Genomic DNA, 24119 nt, shown 5'->3' with positions numbered 1-24119 from the left:
CGCCCGTCACAGCGCTCAGCCGGCCGGGTCGACCACCCGGAAGCGCACGCGCGTCCCGGGCGGCAGCTGCGCCGCCTCGTCCAGACACGCATCGACGACCGCGGCGATGACGGGATATCCGCCGGTCAGCGGGTGATCGGACAGGAAGAGCACCGGCTGTCCATCCGGCGGCACCTGCAGCGCACCGGTGACCGCGCCCTCGCTCGGCAGCTCTCCGGCGACGCAGCGCTCCAGCGCGGTCTTCCCGAGCAGGCGGATGCCGACACGGTCCGATCGCGTGGTGACCGTCCATTCCTGATCGCTCAGGGCGCGCAGCGCCGCAGCGGTGAACCAGTCGTCGCGGGGACCGAGGGTGACGTCCAGCACGACGAGGTCACCGGATGCCGGCAGCGCGCGCGGCAGGGGCTGCGGCTCCACCGCGTGCGCGGCATCCGCTCCGATCTCGACGACGTCGCCGGCCGCGAGCGGGGCCGGCCCGAGCCCGGAGAGGGTGTCGGTGGCCCGGCTGCCGAGTTCGACGGGCGCCCGGATGCCACCGCGCACCCCGATCACGCAGCGCACGCCGCGGACGGGCGGCCCGAGCTCGATCACGTCGCCGTCCGCGACGGCGAACGGGATGCCGTGCGGGATCGCCCGCGACTGCCCTGCATCCCCCGTGACGAGGATCTCGGCGACAGCGCCGGTCACCGCGACGACGCCCTCGCCGTGCACGCGCAGCGCGACGGGCGGGATGCACTCCAGCACCGCGGCGTGGCGGTCGTTGCCCACGGCGCGGTTGGCGTCGCGCATGGCGGTGCGATCGGCGGCGCCGGAAGGCGAGACGCCCAGATGCGCGAGGCCCGGCCGGCCGCGATCCTGCACGAGCAGCTGCAGCCCCGGTCGCAGCACCTCGAGGCGGCGAGCCGAAGTGGCAGCGGGCGCCGCCGCCGAGGAGGTCGGCTGCCGGGGAGGCGCCGCCGGCGCGGTATGCGGGGCCGCGACGAAGCGCACCCGGGTGCCCGGCACGAGCAGGGCGGGCGGTTCCCGGTGCACGTCCCACAGCCGCGCGTCGGTGGTTCCGATGAGCTGCCAGCCGCCGGGACTCTCACGGGGATACGCGCCGGTGAAGCGTCCGGCCAGCCCCACCGACCCGGCCGGCACGCGAGTGCGCGGCGAGGCCCGGCGCGGCACATCGCAGAGCGGATCATCGCCGACCAGGTACCCGAAACCCGGCGCGAAGCCCGTGAAGGCGACCGTCCAGTGCGCAGCGACATGCCGGCGCACCACCTCCTCCACCGAGACGCCGAGCAGCCCCGCCACCTCGGCCAGGTCGGCGCCGTCGTAGCGCACCGCGATGGTCACCTCGCCGGCCGCACCCGACGCGGCGGCATCCGGCACCGTCGCGGCGAGCAGCGCGGCCAGATCCGCTGCCGAGATCACCAGCGGATCGAAGTGCACGAGCACCGTGCGCGCGGCCGGCACGAGCTCGACCACGCCGGTCATCCCCGTCCATGCCCGATGCAGGCTCATCGCCTCGTCCAACCCGGCCGCCTCCACCAGCAGCGCCCGGTCCGAGGCAGTGCGGATGTGCATCACGCGCTCCGTACGAAGGGCGCGATCCGCACGCCGGCATCCTGCAGACGGCGCCTGATCCCGCCCGCCATCGCCACCGCACCCGGACTGTCGCCGTGCACGCAGATCGACTGCGCGGCGACGCGCACATCGGTGCCGTCGACCGAGCGGATCCGGCCCGTCTCAGCGAAGCGCAGCATCCGCTCCGCGACGGCGCGCGCGTCGCTCAGCTCCGGCTCGATGCCCTGCGCCGCGCCGCTGCGCGGCACCAGCCGACCGTCCGGCAGATACGCCCGGTCCGCGAAGGCCTCCGCCGCCACGGAAAGTCCGGCCCGCTCTGCGACGTCGAGCGCGACCCCGCCGGCCAGTCCCAGCAGCACCAGCGAGGGGTCGACCGCGCGGACGGCGGCGACGACGGCCGCCGCCTGGTGGGGATCCTCGGCGATCCTGTTGTACAGGGCGCCGTGCGGCTTGACGTAGGCGACCTGCCCGCCCACCGCCGCCGCGAGTCCGGCCAGCGCCCCGAGCTGGTACTCGACCTGCGCCTGCAGCGTGCGGGAGTCGACGTCGAGGGGCACGCGACCGAAGTTCTCGCGATCGCGGTACGAGGGGTGGGCGCCGATCACCACGCCGCGCTCGACCGCCGCGGTGAGGGTGTCGCGGATACCCTCCGGATCACCCGCGTGGTAACCGCACGACACGTTCGCGCTGCTGACGATGTCGAGCATCGCGGCGTCATCGCTCACGCGACGGTCGGCGCTGTTCTCGCCCAGGTCGGAGTTCAGGTCGACGGATGCCATGGCACTCCTCTCGCCGTCCCGTGCGCCGGCGCGCGCCGGCACCACCAGACTGCCAGACGGCGCTCAGACGGCCGGCGCCGACCCCCGCACGATCAGCTCGGTGGGCAGGATCGTCAGCGCCGCCGGCGCACGACCGGCGAGCAGGTCTATCACCATCCCGGCCAGCATCTCGCCCTGCTCCGCCATCGGCTGTCGCACGCTGGTGAGATCGGCGGCGACCGCGAGCGGGGAGTCGTCGAAGGCGACGATCGCGACGTCGTCCGGCACGCGCAGTCCCGCCTCGCGCAGCACTTCGAGCGCGCCGCGGGCCATCAGGTCGCTGGCGACGAAGAGGGCGTCCGGGCGCGGGTCCTGCGCGATCAGGCGGCGGGCCGCAGCCGCTCCGCCCTGCTCACTGAAGTCGCCGTCGGCCTCGCCGGCCGGCTGCAGTCCGGCATCTTCCAGCGCCGCACGGAACCCCTCACGACGATCGACGCTCACCGACATCGACATCGACCCGGTGATGGTGGCGATGCGCCGGCGTCCCAGCGCGAGCAGATGCTGCACCGCCTCACGGGCCGCGGCGACGTTGTCGACGTCGACGACGATGTCGCTGTCACGCACGCGCAGCGGCCGCCCCCCGAACACCACCGGCACCGACTCCGCGATCCGCTCGATGAACGAGTCGCTGGCGTGATGCGAGACGATGATCGCCGCATCCACCCCGCCGTTGCGCACGAAGCGCGTCATCTTGCCGTCGGGGTCGTCGCTGGCGATGAGCAGGTTGAGGATGTAGTCCGAGTCGCTGAGCCGGTCGCTGATGCCCGCCACGACGGATGCCAGGAACGGGTCGCCGAAGAAGCGCGTGGTGTCCTCGGGCACGACCAGGCCGATCGCGTGCGTCTGCCGGCTGGCGAGCGATCGGGCGGCGCGGTTGGGAGCGTAGTTCAACGCGGTGATCGCCTGCTGCACCGCGGCGAGGGCCTCCGGGCTGACGGACGACGACCCGTTCACCACCCGCGAAACCGTGGAGCGCGAGACACCCGCGAGCGCGGCGACCTCTTCGATGGTGGGACGGGCGGCCATCTCAGATCGCGCGGTCCGCGATGATGCGCGCGTACTCGCGTCCGCTCTGCTTGAGGGTGCGCTGCTGCGTGTCGTAGTCCACGCGCACGATGCCGAATCGCTTGGCGTACCCCCACGCCCATTCGAAGTTGTCCATCAGCGACCAGTAGAAGTAGCCGCGCACGTCCACACCGTGCTCGATCGCATCCAGGGTCGCGGCGAGGTGCGCGCGCAGGAACTCCGTGCGCTCCTCGTCGGCGACCTCGCCGTCGGCGCCGACGACGTCGTCGTACGCGGCGCCGTTCTCGGTCACGTACAGCGGCACGGCGCCGCTGTAGTCCTTCGCCACGCGCTCGAGCAGCCGGGTGAGCCCGTCCGGCTGCACCTCCCAGCCCATGCCGGTGCGCGCGAGCCCGCGCTCGACCCAGTGGATGCCCTCGTGCGAGGGGAACGGCGAGCGCGTCTCGCGCTGCTGGCCCTCGGTCTGGTGCGGGTCTCCGACGCCGGGCTGCGGATGACCGGACAGCAGCTCACCGTGGTAGTAGTTCACGCCCAGCGCGTCGAGCGGAGCGGAGATGACATCGAGGTCGCCGGGCCGCACGGCAGCCTGCCACTCGCTCACCGCAGCCGGGTCGACCTCGCGGAAGTCGCGGACGATGTCAGCCGGGTACTCGCCGTGGAAGAGCGTCGAGAGGAACCAGCCGTTGAACTGCCCGTCGATGCGCCGTGCGGCATCGATGTCGAGTGGATCGTCGACATCGGCGGGATCGGCGACGGTGAGGTTCAGTGTGATGCCGAGCGAGAGCTTCGCGTCGCGCTCGCGCAGGGCCTGCACCGCGCGCCCGTGCGCGAGCAGCACATGGTGCGAGGCGAGCAGGCCGTCGCGGATGCTGGTGCGGCCCGGCGCGTGCACGCCGGCGGTATAGGAGAGGAACGACGAGCACCACGGCTCGTTCATGGTGGTCCAGTTGTGCACGCGGTCGCCGAGCGCGTCGTGCACGCTGAGCGCGTAGTCGGTGAATCGCTCGGCGATGTCGCGATTCGTCCAGCCGCCCTGCTCCTCGAGCGCCTGCGGCATGTCCCAGTGGTGCAGGGTCAGCCACGGCACGATGTCGGCGTCGAGCAGCTCGTCGACCAGGCGGCTGTAGAAGTCCAGGCCCTTCGCGTTGACCGGTCCGCCGTCGGGCCGCACCCGCGACCACGAGGTGGAGAACCGGTAGGCCTGCAGGCCCAGCTGCTTCATCAGCGCCACGTCGTCGGCGTAGCGGTGGTAGTGATCGCAGGCGACGTCGCCGTTCTCGGCGTGCACGACCGCGCCCGGCACGCGCGAGAAGGCGTCCCAGATGGATGCTGTGCGGCCGTCCTCGAAGGCCGCGCCTTCGATCTGATAGGCGGCGGTGGCAGCGCCGAACAGGAAGTCGTCGGGGAAGGAGCGGGTCATGCTCTCATGATGCCACGACAAGTGTGGGAGCGCTCCCAGATGTCGGGCGCCGACGTGTCGGCTAACCTTGGCGGGTGACACCCGAACTGGCCAGAGCCGAGTCGCTCATCGCGTCGATTCCCGACTACCCGCAGCCCGGCGTGCTGTTCCGCGACATCACTCCGCTGCTCGCCGACGCGGAGGCGCTGCGAGCCACCACCGAGGCGCTCGTCGAGCCGTTCGCGGGCCGCTTCGACGTCGTCGCCGGCGTCGAGGCACGCGGCTTCATCCTCGCCGGCGCCGCGGCGATCGCTGCGGGCGTGGGGTTCGTGCCCATCCGCAAGGCCGGCAAGCTGCCGCGCCCGGCGGCCGCCGTCGATTACGCGCTCGAGTACGGCACGGCCACGATCGAGATGCACGACGACCTCCCGCGGGGCACCCGCGTGCTGCTGATCGACGACGTCCTGGCCACCGGCGGCACGCTCGCCGCCGGCCGCGAGATCGTGCGGCGTCTGGGCTGCACTCTCGCGGGCATCAGCGTGCTGTTCGAGATCCACGGCCTCGGCGGGCGCGAGCTGATCGGCGATCTGCACACGGTGTTCCGCTCTCACTGATTCCGTTCGGACTGGCGCCGGTGAGCGCCACCCACCTCCTCGGGAAGGGCGTCGATCGGCACGATCACGATGTCCTGCACCTTCCAGTCCAGATCGATGCAGGCGTCGCGGGCCGCGGTGAGCTCGTCCAGCGACGGCATCTGTCCCTCGCGCGGCACCACGAACGACTCCACGTGCAGCACGTGTCCCTGATCGCGCACCCGCGAGCCGACTTCCGCCGCCCAGGGCTGCGCGCGCAGCAGCTCGTCGATCTCACCCGTCAGCGGGTGCACCTCGTCGTCGTCGAACGTCGTCGCGGCGGTGTCCATGAGGTCCGTGATCGCCGCGCGCATGTTCTTGACGCCGTCCCAGAGGATGCTGGCGGCGATCAGCAGCGCCGCCGCGGCATCCGTCCACCACCACCCGATGCCGATGCCCAGCACGCCGACGATCGAGCCGACGGCGGTCTGCCAGTCGGCCTTGTTCATGTCGGCGTCCGCGTAGAGCACCTTGTCGTGCAGCTGCTCGGCAAGGCGCATCTTGACCCGCCCGAAGTAGATCGGCAGCGGGATGGTGAGCGCCATCGCGCCGACCATCAGCCAGCCGAGCCAGATGGGCTGCCCGAAGAGCACGACCGTGCCGATCGGCGGGTGCTCGCCGCCGATCAGTCCCGTCACCGAGTCGATGATGAGGAAGGTGCCCATGGCGAAGAGGGCGACGCCCGCGACCAGGTGAGCGACGCCGACTGCGCGGTGGTAGCCGTACGGGTAGCGGCCGTTGGGGCTGCGGTTGACGATCCGCACGGCGACGAGGAACGCGATCGGGGGCGCGAGCGAGAGCAGATCCTCGATCCAGGCGGCCTTCATGGCCTGCGAGCTGCCCATCACGAGGTAGACCATCGTGATCGCCACGGCGAGGAACGCCAGCGTGTACCACTCGAAGCGGATCGCCCGTCGCAGCGCCTTCTCCTGCCGCTCCGGCAGCTCGTTCCGTCCGAATCTCGTGGTCATGAGCGGGCTTCCTCGTGCAGGAAGGTCTCGAGCTCGGTGAGCAGGCCGTTCTCGCCCATGCGCACGATCATGACGTGCTTCTGCACACCGTGCTTCGTGCTGCGCTCGGTATAGGGCCGGGTGACCGCGCCGCGGTCGGTCCACGGGGTGTCGTCGAGGAACCCGCCGACCACCATGTCGAGCTCACCGCGCTCCAGCGCCGTGAGCAGGTCCGCCTCGCTGCCGGTGCTCCAGCGCACCTGCGCGTCGAGGTGCGCGGCGAACCGCTCGACCAGCTCTGGCTCCGACCCGATGGGCGCACCCGCGTCACGCACATCCACCCACGGAGGCTGCTCAGTGGCCCCTGCGCGCAGCGTGCCCCCCTGGATGCGTTCGAGACTGCCGTGCGGATCGGCCGGGATCTGCATCCCGCATCCGGTCAGCGCGAGCAGCAGCAGCGACACGCCCGCGGCCGCCGTCCCTACTCGTGTCCTCCGACGTCTTCTCATGGCCTGACAATAGCGAGGGCGCGCTTCCGGCATCCAGCCGCATCGATCCCCTTGACAAACCGCGTCCTGAGTCGGTGGTATCCGCGCTCACGGCGTCCGCGGGAGGCGACGGACGGTAGACTGAGCGCGATCCCGCCCGCGACTTCCGGAGTCCCCCATGCCTACCATCGTCGTCGACGTCATGCCCAAGGCCGAACTGCTCGACCCGCAAGGGAAGGCCGTCTCGGGCGCCTTCGCCCGACTCGGGGTGGAGAGCTTCAGCCAGGTGCGTATCGGCAAGCGCTTCGAGCTCACCGTCGACGGCGAGGTCACCGACGAGGTGCTCGCCGAGGCGCGCCGCCTCGCCGAAGACGTGCTGTCCAACTCTGTCATCGAGGACGTCGTGGGAGTCGAGGTCGCGCAGTGAGCGTGCGCATCGGCGTCATCACCTTCCCGGGCTCGCTCGACGACCGCGACGCGCAGCGCGCGGTGCGCATCGCGGGGGCGGAGCCTGTCGCGCTCTGGCACGGCTCGCACGACCTGGAGGGCGTCGATGCGCTCGTGCTGCCGGGCGGCTTCAGCTACGGCGACTACCTGCGCTCGGGCGCGATCGCGGCACTGTCGCCGATCATGGCCGAGGTGAAGGACGCCGCGGCGAAGGGGATGCCGGTGCTCGGCATCTGCAACGGCTTCCAGATGCTCGTCGAGGCGCACCTGCTGCCCGGCGGGCTGATCCGCAACGACCACCAGCACTTCGTGCGCCGCGACCAGCGGCTCACCGTCGAGAACAACGACACCGCGTGGACGAACGCGTTCTCGAAGGCGCAGGAGATCGTCATCCCGCTGAAGAACGGCGAGGGCGGCTACATCGCCGCCGACGACACCCTCGACCGGCTCGAGGGCGAGGGGCTGGTCGCGTTCCGCTACGCGGGGGTCAACCCGAACGGCTCGCTGCGCGACATCGCGGGACTCACCAACGAGCACGGCAATGTCGTGGGCCTCATGCCCCACCCCGAGCACGCGACCGAGGCGGGATTCGGCCCGGACACCTCGGCCGCCATGCGCTCGGGTGTCGACGGACTCGGCTTCTTCGAGAGCGCCATCGCCGCCGTCGCACGCGTCGCCGCGTAGCGCAGTCGCGGCGCCGGTCGGGGCGGCCGGTGCGCCGGTGCGGCCGGTGCGGCCGGTGCGGCCGGTGCGGCCGGTGCGGCCGGTGCGGCCGGTGCCGATCAGAGGCCACTCGGCGGCCACACGCCGATGATGATCGCCATCACGGCGATCGTCAGCAGCTCGTGGCCGATGTTCAACGTGGTCAGCCGCGTCGAGCGGCCCTCGAAGGCGTCGTGGGTGATCAGGCGCGCGGCGGTGAAGCCCGCCCACAGCGTGACCGCGGTCACCGCCGACGCCCAGAAGTACGCGCCGCCGTAGAAGTGCCAGGCGATGCTGGCGGCACCGGCGAGCACCCATGCGGTGATGAAGGCCAGCAGCACCGTGGTGAGCATCGGCCACAGCGGCCGGCGCGAGGGATGGTCCAGGTCGACACCGGCCAGCCGCGACCAGCGCGCCCCCATCACCCCGTGGCTGTACCAGAGAGCGCTGACCAGCACGCTCGACGCGGTCGCGACCAGCACCGCCCAGTAGTTGATCTCGGGAACCATGACGCCTCCTCGCTCGGTTGCCGTCAGGGTACTCCCTGGCCGCAACGAACGAGGAGCGAAGGCGGCAGTCGTCAGGCTATGCCGCCCCCGTCGACGACTAGCGCGGAACCGGTGACGTACGACGCCTCATCGCTGGCGAGCCACACGACAGCCGCGGCGATCTCGCTCGGCTGCCCCATGCGATTCAGCGGGCGCTCCGCCGCCTCTGCGAGGAAGCCGTTCTGATCCTGCCCCAGCTGGCGCGCCTCATCGCGCAGCATGCCGGTGTCGACGTCGCCCGGGTTCACCGAGTTGACTCGGATGCCGTCGGGGCCGTGATCGATGGCCAGCGCGCGGGTCATATTCACGACGGCACCCTTCGAAGCGCAGTACGAGATCGCCTGGCCGCCGCCCTTGAGCCCCCATCCGGAGCCGGTGTTGACGATCGATCCGCCACCGTTCGCCTTCATGATCGGCACCACGTGCTTGCACATCAGGAAGATGGCGCGCACGTTCACGCCGAACACGCGGTCCCACTCCTCGACGGTCGTCTCGACGGCGGTGGTGCGGCGGATGATGCCGGCATTGTTGAAAACGATGTCGATCCCGCCGAGGGACTCGTTCGCCGTCTCGACGACACGGACGATGTCGTCCTCGTTCGAGACGTCGGCAGCGATCGCGACGGCGGTTCCGCCTGCCGCGCGGATCTCTTCGGCTACGGCCTCCGCGGCCTCGGCGTTAAGGTCGACGACGGCGACCGAGGCGCCGTCGTCGGCGAACGCGAGCGAGGTGGCGCGGCCGATGCCGCCGGCGCCGCCGGTGACGATGGCCTTCTTGTTCTCGAGACGCATGGGAGTTCCTTACTTGGTTGCAGGTCAGGGTCGAGTGGTCAGGTGACGAGGTCGGGCGCGGCGACAGCGTACAGGCTCGTCGTCACGGCACCCGTGATGATGCTGATGTGGCCGGACAGCTTCTGGTCGACGACCGGATCGCCGGTCTCGACGATCAGCGGACGGCCCTGCAGGTCGATGATCTTCTGCTCGGGCGCGACGACCAGCAGGGGGTCGTCGCCGAGTGCGTTGATGACCGCTGCCGACAGCTGCTGGTTGCCCCGACCGAGCAGGAAGCCCTGCCCACCGATCACGGTGACGACGGCCTGTGCTGGACCGCGGGCGATCTCCTCGAGAAGCTGCTCCTCGCTCGCGGACCGCAGCAGCTGCCGACCGTCGAGGATCACATCCACGCCCAGCGGCGACTTGGCGATCCCGAGCTGCCGGGCGATCTCAGCGGTCGTGCCGCCGGGGCCGAGCAGGTAGCGCACGCCCGGCCGCATCCGCGAGACCGCACCGCGGGCGGCGGCCGCGACAGCCGCCGCCTCGGATGCCGGTGTCGCTGCCTTCCGCGCCTGCGTGCGACCGACGCGGAATGGCACCCGAAGCATCCCGAACAGCTGAGGATCGACGCGCGCGCGGCGCATCGCCGCCTCGTCGATGTCGAGCACCTCGCGCTCAGTGGTGGGCAGGTCTCCGTCCACCCAGTCGGCCGCGAGCGAGCCGGCTGCGCGCGGGCTGACCGCGAACACCGGGGAGTACATCTTGACCCCCGACGGAATGCCGAGAACGGCCGGCTGCGGCGCTGCGCCGGCGAGCCCGGCGGCAGCATCCCGCAGTGTGCCGTCGCCTCCGGCGACGAGGATCAGCGTCGCACCGGCCGCGGCGAGCGCAGCAACGGCTGCGGAGGTGTCGGATGCCGTGGTCGGGGACTGCGAGGCGGATGCCGGATCGTAGACGACCCATGCCTCGAGCCCGGCAGCGCGCACGGCATCCGCTCCCATCGCCCCGGCAACGGTGGCGATGACGAGAGCCGGATGCCTGGCGGCGAGCACTCGCAGAGCGACGGTCGCCCGCTCCTGTGCGCGCGAGTGCGCGCCGCGCGAGACCGCGAGGCGCTGCACGTCCGCGCCGTCGGAGCCGGCGAGGCCAGCGGGCCCGCCGACTCCGGCGACAGGGTTGACGACCAGTCCGATCACGGGGTCAGGCCCCGGCTGCGGCGACGCGGTGCCCCGACTCGGTCATCGGGTACTTGCGCTCGTACGCGCGCCACGTGACCGCCCAGCGCTCAGGGTCGTCGAGCGCGTCATGGTGCGTGTGGTGCACCGTCTGGTTGTGCGGCGCGGTGCGCACCACCTCGGGCGTCTCGCGTGCCTCACGCGCGACCTCGGCGAGAGCATCGGCGTACTCGTCGAGCTCCGCCATCGAGTACGACTCAGTCGGCTCGAGAGTGAACGGCTGCGGCACGACGTACGGGTGGTGGCTGGTCCAGTAGTGCATGCCGAAGTCCGACATGCGGATGCCGATCTCCTCCGATGAGATGCCGGTCTCCTGGTACAGCTCCTCCCACGAGTAGCGCACCTGCTCGATGCGTCGCCGACCGGTCGCGTAGGGTGCCGAGGCGCCGGGGATCGCCAGCACCTTCGACATGAGGTAGTTGTTGTTCAGCACCGCGGTCTCGGCGGCCGCGAGCAGGCCCGGGGCGCCGAGCGCCATGATCCACGAGTACGCCTTGACCAGCGCGGGGATCACGCCGAAGAACGGGCCGACGGCGCCGATCGACTGGGTGCCCGCCTCGGCGACGGCGAAGGTGCCGTCGTCCTCGCGCACCACGCGGGGGCCGGGGAGGAACGGCGCGAGCGCCGCGCTCACCGCGTTGGCACCCGAACCGGGACCGCCGCAGCCGTGCGGGGTGCCGAACGTCTTGTGCAGGTTGAAGTGGCACACGTCGAAGCCGGCATCTCGGGCGCGGGTGATGCCGAGGATGCCGTTGGCATTCGCCTGGTCGTACGACGCGAGTGCGCCAACCGCGTGCGCGGCGTCGACCCACTCCCGGATCGCCGGGTTGTAGATGCCGGTGTCCTCAGGGTTGGTGACCATGATCGCGGCGGTGCGCGGCGAGAGCGCGGCCTTCAGCGCATCCAGCGACGGGTAGCCCTCGGCATCCGGGTACACCGTGATGACCTCGTAGCCGGCGGCCTTCGCAGCGGCCGCATTCGACGGGTGGCTGAAGATGGTCGTGATGACCTCTCGGCGCTGCTCGCCCTCGCCGTTGGCCTCGTGGTACTTGCGGATCATCGCGATGTTCGACCAGATGGCGGCGGAGCCGCCCTGGGTGTGCAGCGAGACCTCGTCCATGCCGGAGATCTCGGCGAGCATGCGCTCGAGCTGCCACAGGATCTCGAGCAGGCCCTGCGCGTCGGCCGGGTCCTGGTGCGGGTGCATGGCTGTCACCTGCGGGGAGCCTGCCAGCTGGTCGTTGATCTTCGGGGCGTACTTCATGGTGCAGGTGCCCTGGCCGATGTCGACGTTGAAGTCGGCGCCGAGGTTCTCCTGCGACAGGCGCAGATAGTGCTTGAGCACGCGCATCTGGCCCATCTCGGGCAGCTTCGCCTTCGATGGGCGGCGCAGGGATTCGGGCAGGTCGCCGACGACGTCGCCGACGGCTTCGCGGACGCCCGGCTCGACCTGCGAGACGAGCACGCCGCGCTCACCGGGGGTGGACAGCTCGAAGATGATCGGCTCGTCCCAGCGGGCCTGCTGGAAGCGGCGCAGTGCGGGCTTGGGTGCGACGGGGAGGGTCACTTCGTCTCCTCTGCGAGAGCGGGTGCGGTGACTGCGGCGAGCGCCGCGGCCAGGGTGTCGATGTCGGACTGCGTGGTCACCTCGGTGACGCAGACCAGCAGGCGGTGCTCGTCGACGACGACGCCGGGCTCGATGCCCTGCTCGCGCAGAGCGCCGACGACGTCGGATGCTGGGATCGGCAGCGTGACGGTGAACTCGCGCAGGTGCACGGCCTCGTCGTCGAGGGTGACGCCGTCGACCGCCGCGAGCGCCTGCTGTGCGTAACGGGTGCGCGCGAGCAGGGTCTCGCCGAGCTCGGCCATCCCCTCGGGCCCCATGAGCGCGAGATAGACCCCCGCGGCGATGCCCCAGAGGGCCGCGGCCGTGCCGACCCACTCCTTGCCCTCTTCGCGGTGCGCGAAAGAGGTGCGGTCGTAGGCCACGTCGCCGAACCCGTACTCGCCGGGCACGTCGGTCGACTCGAGCCCGAACAGACGCGAAGGCATCTCCATGACGAAGCGCGTGTCATCGTGCACGGCGATGAAGCCGCCGTGCGCGCCGCCGAACCACTGGTGCAGACCGAGCGACTGGATGTCTCCGGTGACGATGTCGGCACCGTGCAGCGCCGGCGGGGTGAGCACGCCGTAGCCGATCGGATCGGTGCCGACGACGAGCACGGCGCCGGCTGCGTGCGCGGCATCCGCGATCTGCTGCAGGGCAGCCTCCACGGCTCCCGTCGCGCTCGGGGTCTCGACCCACACCGCGGCGACGTCGTCGCCGAGCGCCGCCGTGATCGCGGCGACGTCGGCGGTGCCGTCGGCGGCCGGGATGTGCTCGAGCGTCAGGTGCGCCCGTACGTAGTCGGCGACCTTGGCGAGCTTGGCCGGCAGCACGTCGCTCGCGACGAGCACGCGGGAGCGACCGGTGATCCGACCGGACATGGCGAGCCCCGTGGCGGTGGCCTGGTACCCGTCGTAGGTGGGCACGTTCACGACGTCCATCTCGAGGAGCTCTGCCATCAGCGACTGGTACTGGAACAGCGCCTGGAAGCGGCCGTGGTCCTCGTACGGCTCGCCGGCGTAGGCGGTGAGGAACTCGCTGCGGTTGATCACCTCGTCGACGACCGCCGGCACGTAGTGGTTGTACGTGCCCGCGCCGAGGAAGCTGAGGCGCTCGTGGGTGGAGCGGTTCTTCGCGAGCAGGCCGCGCACGTGCCGGGCGAGGTCCTGCTCGGCGACGAACGGCTCCGGCAGGTCGAGCGGACGGCCGAGACGCAGCGACTCCGGCACGTCGGCGTAGAACTCATCGACCGATTCGGCGCCGACGGCGGCGAGCATCGCCGCGCGCGACTCGGGGGCGGTGTTGGGGATGTACGGATGCACGAACGGATGCGTCATGCCTGCTCCTTCGCAGTGGGTGTGGTCAGGGTGATGAAGGGGATCTCGGTCGCGCGGGGCGCGGCGACGACCGCGACGCCGTAGCCGTCGAGATCCATGACGTCGGCTACTTCGGCGCCGGTGATCAGGTCGGTGCCGGATGCCGGAAGACGGAACGCCACAGGCTCAGCGCCGTGGTTGAGCAGGAACGTGTAGTCGGTCTCGCCGTCGGAGCGGGTGACGGCCTCGGCGTTCACGTCGGTGTGCTCGCGCACCGGGAGGCCGGCCGCGCGGAGCAGGTCGGCGAACACGGTCAGCAAGCCGCCCGGGGTGAGCATGGCGCTGACATAGCTGGCCGAGCCCTCGCCGTGTGCGCGACGAGTGACGGCGGGCAGGCCGTCGAGAACGCCCGACGCGTAGCGACCGCGCACCTCGACATCGGCTTCCGCCTCGATCCACTCCGCCCAGCCGGGCACGTCGACCGTGCCGGCGCCGGCATCCGCCGAGCCGTAGTGGATGCGCTCGACGAGGCCGTCGGCGATCGGCCACTGCTCGTCGACCTCGATGCCGAGGAGGTCGCGCAGCGGGCCGGGAGCACCCCCGTCGTGCACCTTCTCGGTCGCGTCCACGACCCCCGAGAACGGCCCGACGACCAGGTGTCCGCCGCCTTCGACGAAGGATCGCATGGCCTCGGCCTGCAGCTGCTCGGCGACATACAAGTTGGGCACGACGACGACGTCGTACTTCTCGAACGGGCCGGTGGCTCGGACGGTGTCGACCGGGTGGCCGAGCGTGTGCAGCGCACGGTGCCACGCGCGGGCCTGCTGCGCCCACTGCAAACGCTGCGACGGCAGCGACTCGACGGCGCTGGACCCCCACCACGAGTCCCAGTCGACGACAAGCGCGACGCGGGAGCGCACGCGGGTGCCGCGCACCGCCTCGAGCTTCTTCAGCTCGAGCCCCAGCACCTTGGTCTCCTGGTAGCTGCGGGAGCGCTCGCCCCGGTGCCCGAGCATCGACGAGTGGAACTTCTCCTGCCCGTACTTGGCCTGGCGCCACTGGAAGAACATGACCGCATCCGAGCCGTGCGCGACGGCCTGCAGGCTCTCGACGCGGATCTTCCCCGGCGCCTTGGGCACGTTGATGTCGCGCCAGCTGGTGGCGCTGGCCGACGACTCCAGCAGAAGCCAGGGCCGGCCGCCCTTCAGCGAGCGCATCAGACCGTAGTTCAGTGCGGCGCCGACGTGCGAGGTCGAGTCGGCGGGTTCCGGATAGGCGTCGTCGGTGACGATGTCCTCGACGGCGGCGAAGTCCCAGTAGTCGAGGTCGCGGAACATGCTCATGAAGTTCGTGGTCACCGCGATGTCGGGCGTGACCTCGCGCAGCACGTCGATCTCGATCTGAAAGAGCTCGAGCATGGCATCCGACGAGAACCGCTCGAAGTCGAGCAGCTGGGTGGGATTGATCGGGCCGGGCGCCTTCTTCGGCGTCTCGATGTGGTCCCACGACGTGTAGCGCTGACCCCACACGTTCACGCCCCACGCCTCATTGAGTCCGTCGAGGTCGCCGTAGCGGTTCTGCAGCCAGCGGCGGAAGTGGCGGGCCGACTCGGGGCACCAGCAGCGCGAGATGTGGTCGCCGTACTCGTTCGAGATGTGCCACATCGCCAGCCCCGGATGGTCGCCGTAGCGCTCAGCCATCGCGCGGGTCATGCGGGCGACGTTCTCGCGCCAGATCGGCGAGGACGGGCAGTAGGTCTGGCGGGAGCCGAACTCCAGCCGGTGACCCTCCGAGTCCCATGGGGCCATCGCGGGATGCGCGCGCAGCAGCCACGACGGCGGGGTGGCGGTCGCGGTGGCGAGGTCGATGCGGATGCCCGCCTCATGCAGCAGGTCGAGGATGCGGTCGAGCCAGCCCCAGTCGTAGACGCCGGGCTCGGGCTCTAGCTGCGGCCAGCTGAAGATCGGCAGGCTCACCATCGTGACGCCGGCCTCTTTCATGAGGCGGATGTCCTCGCGCCAGGTCTCCTCCGACCACTGATCGGGGTTGTAGTCGCCGCCGTAAGCGAGAGTGTCGATACGGACCGCGCGAATGCGCTCATCGTCGCGGTGCTGGGTCACTCGAACTCCTCAGTGAGATGAATAGACGGAACAGACTGTTCAATGTATTCTGTATACAACACACTATGGCGAATCGGCAACCGGGTCAAGCCCTAGGCTGACGCTCAGGAGGGAACCACATGGCGATCGAAAGAAAGAACCTCCGCTCGCAGGTGCGCAGCGAACTGCTCGAACGCATGCGCACCGGGCTGGCGAAGCCGGGCGAGGGCATCAATGAGGTACAGCTGGCCGCAGAGCTCGGCGTCAGCCGCACGCCTCTGCGCGAGGCGTTGATCGCCCTGGAATCCGAAGGACAGATCACCAGCGAGAACGGCAAGGGCTTCCGGTTCGTGCCGCTCAGCGCCGGCGAGTTCGAAGACCTCGCTCCCGTCATGGCGGCACTCGAGAGCCTGGCCCTCGAACTGTCGCCAATTGATGAGCTGAAGATGGTCGGAGCGCGACTGGTCGAGCTGGCAGACGCGTTCAGCGACGAGCTCGTCGAGCACAAGCTCGTGATCAGCCGTGACGACGAGTGGCACGCGGTCATGCTGTCTGTTTGCCCCAATAAGCGCCTGCTCGACGTGATCGAAAGCGTGCGCGGGTCGTTTCACCGCTACGAGTCGCTGCTCGTGGCCGAGGACGTCAAGGTCGAGCGCGTCGCTGCCGAGCACGCCGCGATCGCCCGCGCCCTGGCGGCGGGGGACGTTCCGGCCGCAGCCGAGGCGCTGAGGACCAACTGGATGCAAGGCATGCGCCGCATCCTCGACAACGCCTCCACCGCGTACTTCACCGCCTGACCACCTCCCGCCTCTCGCTCCGGTATGAGTTGGTGCCGCCTGAACGCGAGGTGGACGGCTGAAACTCATACCGGAGCGAACAGCGGGGCAAGGCGAGGCGGTCAGCCCTTGACCGCGCCGCCGAGCAGACCGGCGACGAACTGCTTCTGGAACACCAGGAACAGGATGAGCAGCGGCAGCGTGGCCAGCAGCGAACCCAGCATCAGCCCCGAGTAGTCGACCCGGCTCAGCCCGATCATCGTGTTCAGCGCCACCGGGATCGTGTAATTCGCCTCGGTGTTCAGCATCAGCAGGGGCCAGATGAACGAGTTCCACTGGCTGATGAACGTGTAGATGATCAGCGCCGCGATCTGCGGCCTCGCCACCGGGAGCACGACCCGATAGAAGGTGCGCAGCTCGGACGCGCCGTCGATGCGCGCCGCCTCGATGAGCGTCGTGGGGAAGTCGAGGAAGCCCTGACGCATGAGGAAGATGCCGAACGCGTTCGCTAGGAACGGCACGATCAGCGCCTGATAGCTGTCGATCCAGCCGAGGCTCGCCATCATCTGGAACAGCGGCACGAGCAGCACCTGCATCGGGATCATCATCGTCACGAGGATGGCACCAAGCAGCACCCCGCGCCCGCGGAACCGGTACGTGGCGAGGCCGTACCCGCACATCACGCTGACCACCACGCTGAACGCGGTGTAGATCACCGCGACGAGCACGCTGTTGAGCATCACCTGACCGAATCCGATGCTCTCCTGCAGCCGCCCCAGGTTCTGCCACAGCTCGCCGCCGGGCAGCAGCGGCAGCGGGGTGACGAACAGGTCGGATGTGCGGTGCGTCGAGGCGATGACCATCCAAAGGAACGGCACGAGCGCCAGGATGCCGGCGAACACCAGCAGTGCGTATACCGGGGCGCGCAGCACCACCTTGCGTGCGAGGGGCTCGCCTCGGCGCTCCGGAACGCCCGCGCGCCGGGCCCTGCCGGTCGTGATCAGCTGAGTGGTCACGGCTTCTCCCTCATGATGCGGAACTGCACGATGGCGATGATGGCGGTGAGCACGACGAGCATCCAGGCGATCGCACTGGCGTAGCCGAAGTCGAACTGCTGGAAGCCGATCTTGTACAGGTACAGCACCGGCGTGAGTGTCGCGTTGTTCGGCCCGCCGCCGGTGAGGATGAAGTTCTCATCGAACAGCTGCAGCGCGCCGATCGTGGAGGTCACGCTGGTGAAGATCAGCACTGGGCGCAGCTGCGGGACGACGACGTGCCAGAAGGTCTGCCACCGCCCGGCGCCGTCGATCCGCGCCGCCTCGTACAGTTCCGGCGGGATCGCCTGCAGGCCGGCGAGGATGATCACCATGTTGTAGCCGGTCCAGCGCCACGTGATCGAGGCGATCAGCGCGACTCGCGCCCAGAACTCGTTGTTCAGCCAGTCGATCGGCGCGACCCCCAGCAGCCCGAGCGCCTGGTTCAGCAGCCCGCCGTCGGTCGTCATGATCACCCGGAACACCACCGAGTAGGCGACGAGCGTGGTGATCGCCGGCAGGAAGGTGATCAGCCGGAATCCCGAGCGGAAGCGCAACCACGACTGGTTGAGCAGGTAGGCCAGGCCGACCGCGAGGGCTATCATCAGCGGCACCTGCACCACCAGGATCAGCAGCGCGTTGCCGAGGCTCTTCGCGATGAGCGGATCGCGCAGCATCCGGGTGTACTGGTCTATCCCGACGAAGGTCGAGACACCGCCCTCGGTGCGGAAGAAGCTCTGCATGAGCGACACCGCGAGCGGATAGGCGAAGAAGATGAGCAGCAGCGCGGCGGCTGGCAGCACGAACCACATTCCGGGCCGCTGCATGCGCGCACCGAAGCGGCGCCTGGGTCGCCGCTCGTCGGCATCCCCCGGGGTGCGCAACGTCGCGGCGTCACCCCGGGCGGGACTGAGGACAGACATCAGTCCGCGATCTTCCGGCCTGTCGAGTTGGCGATCTGCGATGCGGCGTCGTCGAGCGCCTTCTTCGGGTCGTCGCCGTTGAGCACCGCAGCGGCCACCGCGTTCGAGACGGCGTCAGCTGCCACCGACTGGTCGGAGGTGAAGGTGATCGTGGGGATCTGCTTCGTCAGCTCGCCGAACGTTTGGAAGACCTTCTCGCCGCTGAAGTACTCGCTCGGCTGCTGGAAGTACTCGGACTCGAGCGCGGGCAGGTACGACGGGAACAGGCCTTCCTGCTGCATCATGCTCGATTGGTTGTCGGCGTCGGCGAGCACGAACGCCATGAAGTCGGCGGCGAGCTGCGGGTTCTTCGCCTGCGTGGGGATGGCAAGGCCGGAGCCGCCGTTGTTCGACGTCGCCGCTCCCCCCTCCTCGAAGACGGGAAGGTCGCGCACGGCGTACTTGCCCGAGAGCTCGGGGGCCTCGCCCTCGAGGGTGCCGATCCACCAGACCGCCTCGGGGGTGACGGCGGAGTCGCCGTCCTTGGCGCTGGTGACACTGGCGTCCCAGCCCTTGGCGTTCTTGATCAGACCCTTCTGCTGCATGGTCTGCAGCAGGGTGAGCGTCTGCACGGCTTCGGGGCTGTTCACGGTGATGTCGCCATTCTCATCGAACAGGCCCTGACCTTGCTGCTGCTGCATCATGAAGAACGGCCCCCCATCCGATAGATCGGCTGTGAGCAGCGTCTTTCCAGTCTTGGCCTTGATCGCCTCGCCCGCCGTCACGAGCTCGTCCCAGGTGGCGATGTCTAGCGGGTCGACGCCGGCCGCATCGAAGTAGTCAGTGCGGTAGAACAGGCCGACAGTACCGGAATCCCAGGGCGCGACGCGCAGGTTGCCGTCGCCATCGGTACCGGTGTTCCACTTGAACGGATCGAAGTCATCCTCCGCGTCGCCGAACACAGGAGACAGATCTGTGAACCCCTTGGGGAACTGACTCAGGTAGCTCTGATTCTTGTCGGTCTCGAGGGTGATGATGTCGGGCAAGCCTGTGCCAGCCTGCAGGCCGACGGAGATCTTGTCGTATGCGTTGTCGTAGCCGATGTCGACGACATCGATCGTCACGCCGTCATGCTTCTTCTCGTACTCAGCGCCGAGGCGCTTGAGCGCGGTCGCGGCGACATCCCATGACCAGATGGTGATCTCCCCGGACGCCGCGGCATCCTTCTCGAGCTCCGCACCGTCGGATGCGGGCGCCCCGCCTCCGAATGCGCATCCGGCCAGCGCCACCGCCGCAGTCGCGGTGAGTGCGGCTGTCAGCATCACGCGTCGCTTCATCATGACCTCCTCGTCACATTTTGGATATTGAATACAATACACGATACTCGAGATGAAGAGAGACCGCGTACGCCCTCAGAGCACCCGTGACAGGAAGCGCTGCGTGCGGTCGCTGGACGGGCTCGAGAGCACCTGGCGCGGCATCCCGGTCTCGACCACTACCCCTCCGTCGACGAACGTCAGCGAATCGGCCACCTCACGCGCGAACCCGATCTCGTGCGTGACCAGCACCATCGTCATGCCGGCCTCGGCGAGCGACTTCATGACCTCCAGCACCTCGTCGACCAGCTCCGGGTCGAGACCCGAGGTCGGCTCGTCGAACAGCATCACGGCGGGCTGCATCGCCAACGATCGCGCGATGGCGACGCGCTGCTGCTGCCCGCCCGAGAGCTGGCTCGGGTACTTGTGCGCATGATCGCGCATGCCCACCCGCTCGAGCTGATAGTGCGCGTTCTCCACTGCATCCGTTCGCGGCATCCCCTTCACCTTGACCTGCGCACAGATGACGTTCTCAAGAGCATTCATATTGTTAAACAGATTGAAGCGCTGGAACACCATGCCGATGTCGCGACGAAAGCGCGCGAAGTCCTTCGGGCGCCATTCGTGGAATCGGTCATCGCGTCGGGTGTACCCCACCGTCTCGCCGTTGACGCGGATCACGCCGTCATCGATGCGCTCGAGCGCATTCAGGCAGCGCAGGAATGTGGACTTTCCCGATCCAGATGGCCCGATGATGCAAGCCACCTCCCCCCGATCGACCGTGAAGTCGATGCCACGCAGCACTTCGGCATGACCGAAGGACTTGCGGACGCCCTCTGCGACGATGATCTTCTCGGTCATTTCAGGTCCTCCGTCGGCACTCGGATCACACCGGTTTTGAACAGCCCGCCGTCTCCGGACCGAAGCGACGTGCGCCGCCTCGCCGTCGGCACGGCTGTGCTGTTGCCGAACTTCTTCTCGAGCTTGCTCTGCAGGTAGGTGGCGATCGCGGTCAACAGCATGTACCAGAGGCTCACCACGATGAGCAGCTCCATGATCTTGCTGTTCTCCTTGTAGATCTGACTCGCGTTGGTCATCAGATCGTTGCCCGCGACCACGTAGACCAGCGACGTCGTCTTCAGCATGCCGATGAACTCATTGCCGAACGGCGGGATGATGATCCGCAGCGCCTGAGGCAGCACCACGATGCGCAGGCGTTGAGAGGAGGTCATCCCCAGCGAGCTCGCGGCCTCGGATTGCCCGAGATCGACGGCCTGGATGCCGGCGCGCACGATCTCGGCCGCGTACGCGCCGAGGTTCAGCGCGAGACCGAGCACGGCGGCGTTGAATCCGGTCATCACGGTGTTCGTGTCCCACTCGTAGCCGATGCTCGTTCCGGGGATCGCGAGCACCAGCGTGGGGAATAGGAAGGCGAGGTTGAACCAGAAGATCAGCTGCACCAGCACCGGTGTGCCGCGGAAGAACCAGATGTACAGCGTGCTGAGCAGCTGGGCGACCGGGTTCGACGACAGCTTCATCACGGCCAGCACGACGCCGATCACGAGACCGATGACCGTGGAGATGATCGACAGCGCTATCGTCACCCCAACTCCCGCCAGGATCTTCGGGAAGAAGATGTAGTAGCCGACATCGACCCACGACAGGTGCGGATTGACGGCCAGCGCGTACGCGAACCCGACGACGACCGCGACGCAGATGAGCGCGATGACCACGCGACCCGGGTGGCGCAGACGCACGATGTTGCCCGCGTGCGGCCAGGAGGCCGCACGCCTCGCATCCGGAGACGAGGAGGTCATCTCAGTTCCCCTTGTTGATCGTCGCCTCGTCGATGCCCATTCCGCTCAGGTCCCAGGCATCGAGGATGTCGGCGTAGGAGCCGTCGTCCATGAGCTGGTTCATGGTGTCCTGCGTCAGGCTGATCAGCTCCTCCGCGTCAGGTGCGATGCCGATGCCGAACAGCGCCTCACCAGGGATCTCGACGGCCTCGAGCTTGTCGTCCGACTGGCTCACCCGGTACTGCGCGACGGGGAAGTCGTTCATCCCGGCATCCGCGCGCCCGTTCTGCAGCTGCAGCAGCGCCTCCGGGTCGTTGGCGAAGCCGAGGATCCGGATCTTCTCGGCACCGGCCGCGACGCAGTCCTCGCTGTACGTCTCCGCGAGCTGCATGTAGTAGCCGTTGTCGAGCACCGCGAGCGTCTTGCCGCACATGTCGTCAGGCGACTTGATGCCCTTCGGGTTGCCCTTGGCGACGACGAAGGCGCCGGCCGATTTGGCGTAGTCGACGAACGTGACCTTCTCGCGGCGCACCTCGGTGTCGTTGAGCCCGGAGATGACCATGTCGTAGCGGCCGGAGGCCACACCGGGCACCATTGCATTCGGGTCGGAGTTCTCGATATTCACCTCGACGCCCCAGAGCGCGCCCATGGCGCGGGCGAAAGACATGTCGACGCCGATCATCGCCTTGCCGTCCTCGTCGAACATCTCCATCGGCGGATATCCGTCCGCGGTGGCGATGGTCAGCCCGTTCTTCTTGATGTCGGCCGGAACGCGCTCGGCCAGCTCGGGGTCGGCTTCGAGCCCCTTCAGCACGTCGGACGCGAGATCGCCGGCGGGGATGTCGACGGCCGCAGGGGCGGTGTCGACCCCGCCGTTCGCATCGGTGGCGCCGACCGGCTTGCCGCCGCATCCGACGAGCATGAGGGCGCCGGCTACGGCGGCGGCGGTCAGGACGACTCTGGCCTGCGTGGTGTTCATGTGTTCATCTCTCTGTGTGGCCGTCACGGCGTGACGGATGGCTGGTGCGGGTCGTGCGCGTCCCATCGGGTCGCTCCGCCGAGGACGGTGCGCACCACCTGGGCATCCCGAAGGGCGGCGGCGTCGACGGTGCGGGGATCACGGTCGAGCACGATGAAGTCGGCGAGCATGCCGGGCGCGAGCCGTCCCCGATCGACGTGCCCGGCCGCTCGTGCGGCGGTGACGGTGTACGCGCGCCATGCCTGGGAACGTGTCAGCCGCTCGTGCGGCTGCCACCCGCCGGCCGGGGTGCCGTCGGGCCGCTCGCGTGTGATGGCCGAGTGGATGCCGTGCAGCGGGCGGATGCCCTCGACCGGTGCGTCGGAGCTGAATGCGATCGGCACCCCGTGCTCGAGGAGAGTGCGCCAGCCGTACGAGAGGACCTCCCGACTTCCGAGTCGGCGCTCGACCATGTCGATGTCCGAGGTGCACGACTCGGGCTGCATCACTGCAAAGGCGCCGCTGCGCGCGAGCAGAGTGAGGTGTTCGCGTCGGACGTGCTGGGCGTGCTCGATGCGGTGCGGCACGGCCCCGCCGACCAAGGCGCTCCGCGATGTGGCGAGGGCGTCAGCGGCGTTGCGCACCGCGGCGTCGCCGATCGCGTGGATTGCCGTGGAGAAGCCACGATCTGCGCAACGAACGATCGTCTGCCGCAGCTCCATCATGTTGATCGCCTCGACGCCGCGGCTGTCGGGGCGATCGGTGAACGGCTCGCTGAGGAAGCAGGTGTGAGAGCCCAGAGCGCCGTCGGAGAACAGCTTCACGCCGCCGTAGTCCAGCCACGCATCGCCACTGCCGGTGCGGATGCCGTCGTCTGCGACCTCGTCGAGTTCCGCGTCGATCGTGAGCTTGTGCACGCGCAGAGGCAGCGCGCGCTCGGCAGCCAGTCGCTGGAAGATCTCTCGGGCAATCCGATCGTCGATATCGTGGACACCCGCAACACCCGCCCTCGTCAGTTCGTGAAGAACGCCGAGGACGCGGTCTTCGATGCTCCCGCGGATGCTGCGCTCGATCTCATGCTGCACGGCGAAAGCAGGCGCCTCGGCGACGATCCCGTCCGGCGCGAGGCTGCGGTCGATCCCGAGGCGGTCCCGGGCGGCGGAGTTCAGCCAGTACGCGTGCAGATCGGCTGAGTGCAGCGCGACGGGCGTGGCACCGGTAGCGCGATCGAGAGCGGAGAGATCCGCTGGGCGGCGGTCGTCCCAGGCACCGGCATTCCACCCGGCGCCGAGCAGCCAGCCGTTGCCTGTGCGGCCCGGGCCGCCGGCGCGCAGCGCGGCCCCCGCCTGCAGCGCGAGACGCTCGAAGCCGTCGGCGGCAGAGAGATCGACCTCGAGGGAGCGTGTGGCGAGCTGCACCGTGTGCACGTGCGCGTCGATGAACGCCGCAGTGACGTGCCCGCCCTGCAGGTCGATGCGGGCGGCTGCCGCAGGAGCTGCCGCCCGGCAGTCAGCGACAGACCCGATCGCAGCGATGCGCTGATCGACGACGACGATGGCCTCCGGCTCCGACGTGGATGCTTCGGCATCGAGGTCCAGATGCACGCGAGCGTTCTCGAAGATCGTCGTGGTCAAGTCGGCTCTCTCGCTCGGCGGTCTCAGCGGCGTCGACCTATCGGAAGCGCCGTCGCTTCTTGTATGCAGAATACAGCATTCAGGATGAACCG

At 69.2% G+C, this 24119-nt stretch carries 23 protein-coding genes; 4 read left to right on the top strand and 19 right to left on the bottom strand.

Going from position 1 to position 24119, the window contains the following annotated elements; all coding sequences use genetic code 11:
- Positions 1-15: 15 nt before the first annotated feature.
- The 4 genes from WFG93_RS03575 to WFG93_RS03560 all read right to left on the bottom strand — a co-directional run bounded on the left by WFG93_RS03575 (position 16) and on the right by WFG93_RS03560 (position 4836).
- Positions 16-1572, bottom strand: coding sequence for an urea amidolyase family protein (locus tag WFG93_RS03575; protein WP_336644938.1), 1557 nt, complete (start codon positions 1570-1572; stop codon positions 16-18).
- Positions 1572-2351, bottom strand: a complete 780-nt coding sequence (locus WFG93_RS03570; RefSeq protein ID WP_336644937.1) for a LamB/YcsF family protein — start codon at positions 2349-2351, stop codon at positions 1572-1574. The genes WFG93_RS03575 and WFG93_RS03570 overlap by 1 nt, the downstream gene beginning before the upstream one ends.
- A 63-nt stretch (positions 2352-2414) precedes the next feature.
- The gene (locus tag WFG93_RS03565) at positions 2415-3416 is read right to left on the bottom strand and encodes a LacI family DNA-binding transcriptional regulator (protein WP_336644936.1); all 1002 of its coding nucleotides are present in this window, start codon (positions 3414-3416) and stop codon (positions 2415-2417) included.
- Between the two features lies 1 nt (position 3417).
- The gene (locus tag WFG93_RS03560) at positions 3418-4836 is read right to left on the bottom strand and encodes a GH1 family beta-glucosidase (RefSeq protein WP_336644935.1); all 1419 of its coding nucleotides are present in this window, start codon (positions 4834-4836) and stop codon (positions 3418-3420) included.
- Positions 4837-4910: 74 nt separating this feature from the next.
- Between WFG93_RS03560 and WFG93_RS03555 the strand changes: the two genes are divergently transcribed.
- Positions 4911-5429 carry an adenine phosphoribosyltransferase gene (locus WFG93_RS03555; RefSeq protein ID WP_336644934.1) on the top strand — a complete coding sequence of 173 codons (519 nt, stop codon included), beginning with the start codon at positions 4911-4913 and terminating at the stop codon, positions 5427-5429.
- Here the strand turns inward: WFG93_RS03555 and WFG93_RS03550 are convergent.
- Both WFG93_RS03550 and WFG93_RS03545 read right to left on the bottom strand, forming a co-directional pair.
- A complete protein-coding gene (locus WFG93_RS03550) occupies positions 5423-6418 on the bottom strand; it encodes a cation diffusion facilitator family transporter (protein WP_336644933.1) in 996 nt (331 codons plus the stop codon). The two genes, WFG93_RS03555 and WFG93_RS03550, sit on opposite strands and share 7 nt — an antisense overlap.
- A complete protein-coding gene (locus WFG93_RS03545; protein WP_336644932.1) occupies positions 6415-6906 on the bottom strand; it encodes a transporter substrate-binding domain-containing protein in 492 nt (163 codons plus the stop codon). Before WFG93_RS03545 ends, WFG93_RS03550 begins: the two co-directional genes overlap by 4 nt.
- A gap of 157 nt (positions 6907-7063) precedes the next feature.
- Here WFG93_RS03545 and purS point away from each other — a divergent pair, with 157 nt between their 5' ends.
- Positions 7064-7312, top strand: coding sequence for a phosphoribosylformylglycinamidine synthase subunit PurS (gene purS, locus WFG93_RS03540; protein ID WP_182256014.1), 249 nt, complete (start codon positions 7064-7066; stop codon positions 7310-7312).
- A complete protein-coding gene (purQ, locus tag WFG93_RS03535) occupies positions 7309-8016 on the top strand; it encodes a phosphoribosylformylglycinamidine synthase subunit PurQ (RefSeq protein ID WP_336644931.1) in 708 nt (235 codons plus the stop codon). Before purS ends, purQ begins: the two co-directional genes overlap by 4 nt.
- A gap of 98 nt (positions 8017-8114) precedes the next feature.
- On the opposite strand, the gene WFG93_RS03530 is transcribed toward purQ, so the two are convergent.
- From WFG93_RS03530 to WFG93_RS03505, 6 genes are all read right to left on the bottom strand, one after another.
- The gene (locus tag WFG93_RS03530) at positions 8115-8543 is read right to left on the bottom strand and encodes a DUF1761 domain-containing protein (RefSeq protein WP_336644930.1); all 429 of its coding nucleotides are present in this window, start codon (positions 8541-8543) and stop codon (positions 8115-8117) included.
- A 71-nt stretch (positions 8544-8614) separates the two neighbouring features.
- On the bottom strand, positions 8615-9373 hold the full coding sequence (locus WFG93_RS03525; RefSeq protein WP_336644929.1) for an SDR family NAD(P)-dependent oxidoreductase: 759 nt from the start codon (positions 9371-9373) through the stop codon (positions 8615-8617).
- 38 nt (positions 9374-9411) lie between these two features.
- Complete coding sequence (locus tag WFG93_RS03520) at positions 9412-10551, bottom strand: ATP-NAD kinase family protein (protein ID WP_336644928.1); 1140 nt, start codon at positions 10549-10551, stop codon at positions 9412-9414.
- Between the two features lie 4 nt (positions 10552-10555).
- Positions 10556-12157: an aminomethyl-transferring glycine dehydrogenase subunit GcvPB gene (gene gcvPB, locus WFG93_RS03515; protein WP_336644927.1), complete on the bottom strand. Its 1602-nt coding sequence runs from the start codon at positions 12155-12157 to the stop codon at positions 10556-10558.
- The gene (gene gcvPA / locus WFG93_RS03510) at positions 12154-13533 is read right to left on the bottom strand and encodes an aminomethyl-transferring glycine dehydrogenase subunit GcvPA (RefSeq protein WP_336644926.1); all 1380 of its coding nucleotides are present in this window, start codon (positions 13531-13533) and stop codon (positions 12154-12156) included. Before gcvPA ends, gcvPB begins: the two co-directional genes overlap by 4 nt.
- Positions 13530-15632, bottom strand: a complete 2103-nt coding sequence (locus WFG93_RS03505; protein WP_336644925.1) for a beta-galactosidase — start codon at positions 15630-15632, stop codon at positions 13530-13532. Before WFG93_RS03505 ends, gcvPA begins: the two co-directional genes overlap by 4 nt.
- 119 nt (positions 15633-15751) lie before the next feature.
- On the opposite strand from WFG93_RS03505, the gene WFG93_RS03500 reads away from it, so the two are divergent.
- Positions 15752-16408 (top strand): GntR family transcriptional regulator, encoded by a 657-nt coding sequence (locus WFG93_RS03500; RefSeq protein WP_336644924.1) that lies wholly within the window; start codon positions 15752-15754, stop codon positions 16406-16408.
- Between the two features lie 101 nt (positions 16409-16509).
- Here the strand turns inward: WFG93_RS03500 and WFG93_RS03495 are convergent, their stop codons facing one another.
- The 7 genes from WFG93_RS03495 to WFG93_RS03465 form a co-directional block, all read right to left on the bottom strand.
- Positions 16510-17403 (bottom strand): carbohydrate ABC transporter permease, encoded by an 894-nt coding sequence (locus tag WFG93_RS03495; RefSeq protein ID WP_336644923.1) that lies wholly within the window; start codon positions 17401-17403, stop codon positions 16510-16512.
- The gene (locus WFG93_RS03490) at positions 17400-18344 is read right to left on the bottom strand and encodes a carbohydrate ABC transporter permease (RefSeq protein WP_336644922.1); all 945 of its coding nucleotides are present in this window, start codon (positions 18342-18344) and stop codon (positions 17400-17402) included. The genes WFG93_RS03495 and WFG93_RS03490 overlap by 4 nt, the downstream gene beginning before the upstream one ends.
- Positions 18344-19660, bottom strand: coding sequence for an ABC transporter substrate-binding protein (locus tag WFG93_RS03485; protein ID WP_336644921.1), 1317 nt, complete (start codon positions 19658-19660; stop codon positions 18344-18346). The genes WFG93_RS03490 and WFG93_RS03485 overlap by 1 nt, the downstream gene beginning before the upstream one ends.
- A 75-nt stretch (positions 19661-19735) precedes the next feature.
- Entirely contained in the window at positions 19736-20500 is a 765-nt protein-coding gene (locus WFG93_RS03480) for an amino acid ABC transporter ATP-binding protein (RefSeq protein WP_336644920.1), read from the bottom strand.
- The gene (locus WFG93_RS03475) at positions 20497-21456 is read right to left on the bottom strand and encodes an amino acid ABC transporter permease (protein ID WP_336644919.1); all 960 of its coding nucleotides are present in this window, start codon (positions 21454-21456) and stop codon (positions 20497-20499) included. The genes WFG93_RS03480 and WFG93_RS03475 overlap by 4 nt, the downstream gene beginning before the upstream one ends.
- Position 21457: 1 nt before the next feature.
- On the bottom strand, positions 21458-22414 hold the full coding sequence (locus WFG93_RS03470; protein WP_336644918.1) for an ABC transporter substrate-binding protein: 957 nt from the start codon (positions 22412-22414) through the stop codon (positions 21458-21460).
- Between the two features lie 23 nt (positions 22415-22437).
- Positions 22438-24027, bottom strand: coding sequence for an amidohydrolase (locus WFG93_RS03465; RefSeq protein WP_336644917.1), 1590 nt, complete (start codon positions 24025-24027; stop codon positions 22438-22440).
- Between the last annotated feature and the right edge of the window lie 92 nt (positions 24028-24119).

The sequence above is a fragment of the Microbacterium sp. USHLN186 genome (assembly GCF_037145155.1).
Classification (GTDB): domain Bacteria; phylum Actinomycetota; class Actinomycetes; order Actinomycetales; family Microbacteriaceae; genus Microbacterium.
The sequence above is the reverse complement of the archived record's forward strand: the minus strand, read 5'-3'. Positions and strand labels throughout refer to the sequence as shown.

What these genes read in the sequence shown, in the direction of transcription:
- gcvPA (WP_336644926.1), bottom strand. Translation starts at nt 13,533, where the DNA reads ATGACGCATCCGTTCGTGCATCCGTACATCCCCAACACCGCCCCCGAG.
- WFG93_RS03575 (WP_336644938.1), bottom strand. Translation starts at nt 1,572, where the DNA reads ATGCACATCCGCACTGCCTCGGACCGGGCGCTGCTGGTGGAGGCGGCC.
- WFG93_RS03545 (WP_336644932.1), bottom strand. Translation starts at nt 6,906, where the DNA reads ATGAGAAGACGTCGGAGGACACGAGTAGGGACGGCGGCCGCGGGCGTG.
- WFG93_RS03485 (WP_336644921.1), bottom strand. Translation starts at nt 19,660, where the DNA reads ATGAAGCGACGCGTGATGCTGACAGCCGCACTCACCGCGACTGCGGCG.
- WFG93_RS03475 (WP_336644919.1), bottom strand. Translation starts at nt 21,456, where the DNA reads ATGACCTCCTCGTCTCCGGATGCGAGGCGTGCGGCCTCCTGGCCGCAC.
- WFG93_RS03565 (WP_336644936.1), bottom strand. Translation starts at nt 3,416, where the DNA reads ATGGCCGCCCGTCCCACCATCGAAGAGGTCGCCGCGCTCGCGGGTGTC.
- WFG93_RS03470 (WP_336644918.1), bottom strand. Translation starts at nt 22,414, where the DNA reads ATGAACACCACGCAGGCCAGAGTCGTCCTGACCGCCGCCGCCGTAGCC.
- WFG93_RS03480 (WP_336644920.1), bottom strand. Translation starts at nt 20,500, where the DNA reads ATGACCGAGAAGATCATCGTCGCAGAGGGCGTCCGCAAGTCCTTCGGT.
- WFG93_RS03550 (WP_336644933.1), bottom strand. Translation starts at nt 6,418, where the DNA reads ATGACCACGAGATTCGGACGGAACGAGCTGCCGGAGCGGCAGGAGAAG.
- WFG93_RS03490 (WP_336644922.1), bottom strand. Translation starts at nt 18,344, where the DNA reads ATGTCTGTCCTCAGTCCCGCCCGGGGTGACGCCGCGACGTTGCGCACC.
- WFG93_RS03500 (WP_336644924.1), top strand. Translation starts at nt 15,752, where the DNA reads ATGGCGATCGAAAGAAAGAACCTCCGCTCGCAGGTGCGCAGCGAACTG.
- WFG93_RS03560 (WP_336644935.1), bottom strand. Translation starts at nt 4,836, where the DNA reads ATGACCCGCTCCTTCCCCGACGACTTCCTGTTCGGCGCTGCCACCGCC.
- WFG93_RS03525 (WP_336644929.1), bottom strand. Translation starts at nt 9,373, where the DNA reads ATGCGTCTCGAGAACAAGAAGGCCATCGTCACCGGCGGCGCCGGCGGC.
- WFG93_RS03530 (WP_336644930.1), bottom strand. Translation starts at nt 8,543, where the DNA reads ATGGTTCCCGAGATCAACTACTGGGCGGTGCTGGTCGCGACCGCGTCG.
- purS (WP_182256014.1), top strand. Translation starts at nt 7,064, where the DNA reads ATGCCTACCATCGTCGTCGACGTCATGCCCAAGGCCGAACTGCTCGAC.
- WFG93_RS03570 (WP_336644937.1), bottom strand. Translation starts at nt 2,351, where the DNA reads ATGGCATCCGTCGACCTGAACTCCGACCTGGGCGAGAACAGCGCCGAC.